General features: G+C 52.2%; 3 protein-coding genes. All 3 read left to right on the top strand.

What is annotated here, in order from left to right; genetic code table 11:
- The first annotated feature begins 1,460 nt into the window (after nt 1-1,460).
- The 3 genes from AC07PQ_RS05280 (at nt 1,461) to AC07PQ_RS05290 (ending at nt 5,282) form a co-directional block, all read left to right on the top strand.
- On the top strand, nt 1,461-2,294 hold the full coding sequence (locus AC07PQ_RS05280; protein ID WP_037033539.1) for a helix-turn-helix transcriptional regulator: 834 nt from the start codon (nt 1,461-1,463) through the stop codon (nt 2,292-2,294).
- 271 nt (nt 2,295-2,565) lie between these two features.
- Complete coding sequence (locus AC07PQ_RS05285) at nt 2,566-3,207, top strand: hypothetical protein (RefSeq protein WP_007920507.1); 642 nt, start codon at nt 2,566-2,568, stop codon at nt 3,205-3,207.
- A 326-nt stretch (nt 3,208-3,533) separates the two neighbouring features.
- Nucleotides 3,534-5,282, top strand: a complete 1,749-nt coding sequence (locus AC07PQ_RS05290; protein WP_157832246.1) for a fatty acyl-AMP ligase — start codon at nt 3,534-3,536, stop codon at nt 5,280-5,282.
- Nucleotides 5,283-5,440 lie beyond the last annotated feature (158 nt).

Consider the following 5,440-nt stretch of genomic DNA (forward strand, 5'->3'; position numbering starts at 1 on the left):
CCCCCCCCCCCCCCCCCCCCCCCCCCCCCCCCCCCCCCCCCCCCCCCCCCCCCCCCCCCCCCCCCCCCCCCCCCCCCGCGCAGGAGTGAAGATCCTCTCTCTTCAGGCCTTTGCTCTGCAATCCTCACATTCTTCCTGGTTGTGGTGTGCATTCGCTGAATCATGACCTGATTCTCTTTCTCATCCTTCCGCCAGGGCGGGAATACAGGTTTTCATGAGGTTCGTGGACTTTGTTGGTCGCCGAGTTGGTTTCTGCTGCGTGACGTCAGCAAATCCAGGCGTCATGGCCCCTGCTGCTGGATCTTTTCCTGGGGTACCGCTCTGTGACGCGTCTCTGTACCTCATCGTTGATTTGTCATTTGGCAGATACCGGTGTCGGTTGTCGCGCCATCGTGGGTCTCCTTTATGGTGTTCGTTGTGGTGGCGACTGTATTTTTCATCAATTGCCCTCGCCTCGACGTAGATCTATGCCTGTCCCCGCAGTCGAATCCTGCGCTGCGCTTGCCAACCGAACGTTGCGCGTAGGTAGGGCCTTGTGGGGAGTTTAAGAGAGGGAGAGGCTCATGGTCTGATCCCGGGTGGGCGGTGCATCATGTCATGCGCGGCGATGAGACGAGGGGAGGACGCGGATCAGAAGAACCAGAGCAGGATGATCGGCAGGCATTCGCTCGAGCCCCGGTTTTCTCCTTGTCGATAGCAGAGGGGTAGGGTGATCGATGAACCACTTTTGTTGGGGGTAAAAATGGGGTGTTCGGAGGCCCGTCCAGGGAGAGGGTCTTTACCAATGGGGTACTTGGCTTGGGTGGAGAGGGAGCCTGTACGCTTGTAAAGCATGAAGCATGCATCAAGCGCTAGTTTGAAGTTATAAGATGGATTCATTGTAAGATTTTGTGATTACTTCATGAGAAAGGCTGCGAGTAGATGTGGCTTTTTTTTTAAAATATAAGTCTGTCAGTGACAAAGTGCTTCGTACCTTGCGTGTTAGCATTCAATGGACAAGAGGTGGGCGCAGTAGTTTCTTGGTTGCCAGATTTAGTTGGCTGAGAGGCAAAAGAGGAGTGGCTTGCGAGACTGCGCTTAATGATTAGATGGTGCTTGGCATTTTATGAGGAGCCGCTAAGGTCAAGGGCGATGATGGCTATATGCTATCTGCTGGTTTGGTAATAATCTCGAGCAGGTTGAATGTCAATAATAATTTAAATATTTGTCCAAGGCCTTCCTGTCTGCTTCCTGTCTGTACTACCCAAAAGGTTAATAATCTATAGTTGCTTGTGCGTAAGATATACACCGCTGCCGGCTGCTGGGGTAATAAGAGCTATTGCACTAAATCATGAATACGCGTAGTCGGCCCAGGTTGATGATGCGCTGCAAAAAAATTGTAATAGTATATAGGGGTGATGTTGGCATGCTGTTTAAGCATGGCGGCATAGGGGTGCTGTACAAGTTGGGGTTATAATGATATGCAAGGTGCTAACACGCTTGATCAGAAAGTATCTTCGTGTCGATGGTGTATTCCTGCGTTTCAGTCACTATCCATCTCTGTAGAAGGTGTTTATGTTCTGATGAGGGGGGAGCTGACAATTCGAGATGTTAACGTAACAAGGCACATTGAAGCTGGCGAGCTATTGGTTGTCAGGCGGGGTAGCTATCTGGTGAGAACTGGGGAGCAGCGAAGTGACTTGTTATGGATTCCATTGTCAGATCAGTTCCTGCAAGGCTTTATCCAGCGCTTCGGCGCATTGCTGGGTGAGGTTGAGCGGAGGGAAAAATCAGGTGTAAATATTATCGCTTTTGAGAGCAATCCATTGCTCGCTGATTGTGTAAAAAGTTTGAAGAATTTGCTTGTGCACGAGCACCCACCGATGCTGGCATCGTTGAAGGTGGAAGAGTTGCTGATTCTGTTTGTCTTTGGTCCTCAAGGCGCAGAGTTGATGTCATTACTGCGTCAGCAGAGCAACAGGAACGTCGAGCGATTGCAGCTTTTTATGGAGCAGTACTTCCTGAAGGAATGGCGGATAAGTCAGTTTTCCAGGGAGTTTGGCATGGGCTTGACGACGTTCAAGGATCTTTTTGGAGTTGTGTATGGCGTCTCTCCCAGGGCCTGGATCAGTGAGAGACGAATTTTGCATGCCCATCATTTGCTCCTTAATAGCGAGCTGAGCATTGTGGATATTGCGATGGCAAGTGGTTTTTCCAGTCAGTCGTACTTTACCCAGAGCTACCGGCGTCGATTCGGTTGTACCCCAAGTCGCTCCCGGCAGTGCAAGGAGTCCGCGTTGAGTGCGGAGGCGTAATATGTCGATCCATCTGTCTGGAGGATGTGTCTAGATATGAGAGTGTATCGACGCGAGCACTGATTAAAAATGATAAAAAAACGCCGATTTATATAAGGTCTTGAAGAGTATCTTTGATAGAGTTGGGTCGTTGGTGGTTGATTTGAAAAACGATGGCGTATGAAAAGTATGCGACTGGCTTAAGATTGATGAAGTCGCGCTATCATGCCTGTCAACGGTTAACTGGTATGGAATCATGAAATATGCAGGGATGTAATTTCAGGGGTTTCCTATGAAAGCCCATCTGCCTGATGGTTATCGAGACGGGGCTTTGATCTTGTCTTTGATACATCGGATCTACAGCCTTTCTGTAGAGGGCTTTAAACCGTTGCATCGTGGGACTCTTGTTCGTGTTGTGGTGCCTGGGCAGTTGCACGCATTGTATGATACAGGCTTCGCTCGAGTGGTTATGGCTGAGCGTAGGCGTTTTTCCGGTTGTAGGCAGGGTATTGAGGTGCTTTTCATCAACCATGGAAATGCTGTCCTGACTGTGGCGCATGTAGCATGGAAGTGGCAGCGCGGGTTGGTTCAGCGTTACTTCATGGGGAGCGGATTAACGACGTATTGCTGCAAAGTGAAATGCCCTGCTCGTAAGGCCATTAGTGCCTTGTCAATGAATGTGACGATAGATCATGAATATGCAAATGATCCGCTCGCCATCGACGCCTCTCCCTTTAGCGCTCCTTGCTACCTCCTGCCTGCTGGAAGCGGTTCGCTTCCGGTAAAATCCGATAAGTTTACGTATCTAGTGGTTTGTCTTTCATTCCGGTTCTGGGAGTGGATGCCTCTATACCTGTATCTTGCCGTAATTGAGGCAGTGTTGCGCTGGGTGATCTCATTAGCGCTTCTTGAACGACGATTAATTTCACGATAAAGATTATAAAGTTTAACTCGAGTAACGCTTGAGTTCGACTGGCGGGTGGGGTTCGTCTGAAAACATCAATTGGCATTGACTATGTCATGCAATGGTAACTTCCATTGTTGATGTCTTGTCTTCATTGAATCTGGAAGTCGGCGCGCCCTGGTTGTAGTGAATAAATGATCTTGTGATTTTTAACTGTCATTGCGACGGAGATAGAGCTGGGCCTAATTCATCGTTTGGTATGAGCGATGGACGGTTTGTCGTTGCCCAAAAAAATCGATAGCAGTGATGAGTGCCGAGAGTACCTACTTAATAGTTGCCTGAAGGGGGTGATACTTATGAGTTCGATCATTGATAAACTTTGCGAGCGCGCCAGAACTTCTTCCTCACAGAGAGCGTTCGAATTTTTGTCGTCGAAGGGTGTGTCGGAGCAGGTTCTGGATTACGCGGAACTGAAGCGTTCCGCAAGTCGAGTGGCAGCCATGCTCAAGGCTGCCGGAGCGGGTGTTGGGGAACGCGTCCTGATTCTCTGTCAACCTGGGCCGGAGTACGTCACGGCGTTTTTTGGCTGTCTTTATGCGGGTGCTGTTGCCGTTCCTTTATTTCCGCCGCGCAATCGTTTGCATGTCTCGCGCGTCGTCAGCATTTTGAACGATGCCCAGGCCTCCTTGTTGCTCTGCAACGCCAAGGGGATGGGGCGTTACGGTGAGTTTTTTTCCGAAATGGGCGTCCCCGACTCCGCCTTGCTGACTATTGAGGCAAGTGAGCGATACGTCGAGGGGCTGCCCGAACCTGCGGTTCAACTTCCTGAAAACACCGCATTCCTGCAATACACCTCAGGAAGTACGGGAAACCCCAAAGGGGTGATGGTTTCCAACCGGAATATTGAACACAACCTGGGGATGCTCAACGAATGGCTGGGGGGGAAGCCTGGTGAGGTCATGGTCAGCTGGCTTCCGCCTTACCACGACATGGGGTTGATCGCGGGTCTGTTGGCGCCGGTCATGGCTGGTTATCCGTGCGTGTTGATGCCACCGGAAACCTTTGCCCATAGCCCGTTTGTCTGGTTGGACGCGATCAGTCGGTATCGAGCGACGATCAGCGGTGCTCCCAACTTTGCCTACAGCATGTGCTGTCAGCGCATCAGCAATGAGCAATTGTCTACGTTGGATCTTGGCAGTTGGCGGCATGCTTTTAATGGCGCGGAGCCTGTCAGGGCCCGGACCATGGCTGAGTTCTCCTCGCGTTTTGCTGCCAGCGGCTTCGACCCCTTCGCTTTTGCACCGTGCTACGGACTGGCTGAGAGCACATTGATCGTTACCGGCTATGCCGGTGATAAACAGCCTTCCAGTCTGCTGGTCGACCGGCAGATTCTGCAGGATGAAAAGCACGCAATCATCAACCAGCAATTCGAGACTCCACAGGCCCAGGACAGTCCGGTATGGCGTTCGTTGGTCAGCGTCGGACCGGTAATCGGCCAGCAGAAGTTACTGATTGTCGATCCCGAGACGGCCTCGCCGTGCGCCGAGCGCTGTGTCGGTGAGATCTGCGTATCGGGGCCGAGCGTTGCCCGTGGGTATTGGCAGCAGGCGCAAGCCAGCAACCACGCGTTCCAGTCCGTCAGCGATCAGGCGGGAGAGGTTTACCTTCGCTCCGGTGATCTTGGATTTCTGCATGAAGGGGAGCTGTACGTGACCGGTCGCTTGAAGGACATGATCATCATCGCCGGGCGCAACTTCTATTCGGAAGACATCGAGCAGTCGGTCGTAACGAGTCAGCCCAAGGTGGTCGCTAATGGCTGCGCTGCATTCGTCAGCGAGCATGACGTTCAGGAAAGCCTGGTGATTGTCGCCGAAGTCGAGCGCACGCAACGCCATGGCAATTTGCAGGACATGATGATGGATATCCAGAAGGAAGTCTGGATGAAACACGAAATCAATCCGCAAGCCGTGGTGCTGGTATCTCCCGGCCAGGTACCGCGGACATCGAGCGGCAAAGTCCGCCGCAAAGCCTGTCGCCAGGCCTGGGAAAGCGGCGAACTCAAGGTGCTCGACCACTGGGCGCGCGAGCCGCTGATGGCTGACTGAGTTCACGCCAAGAGGTCGTCGTTCCAAAACCGGAATCAACGTCGCATTAACCCTGCCTCTGGATGAAGCCCGACTGTGGCCCGTCCTGGTGGTATAGGCGGCCTGTGCCCGATGGAAACCTCAACCTCCTACTATTTGAATAACTTTCGGGTGGCATC

The sequence above is a fragment of the Pseudomonas sp. GW821-FHT09E12 genome, assembly GCF_059416085.1.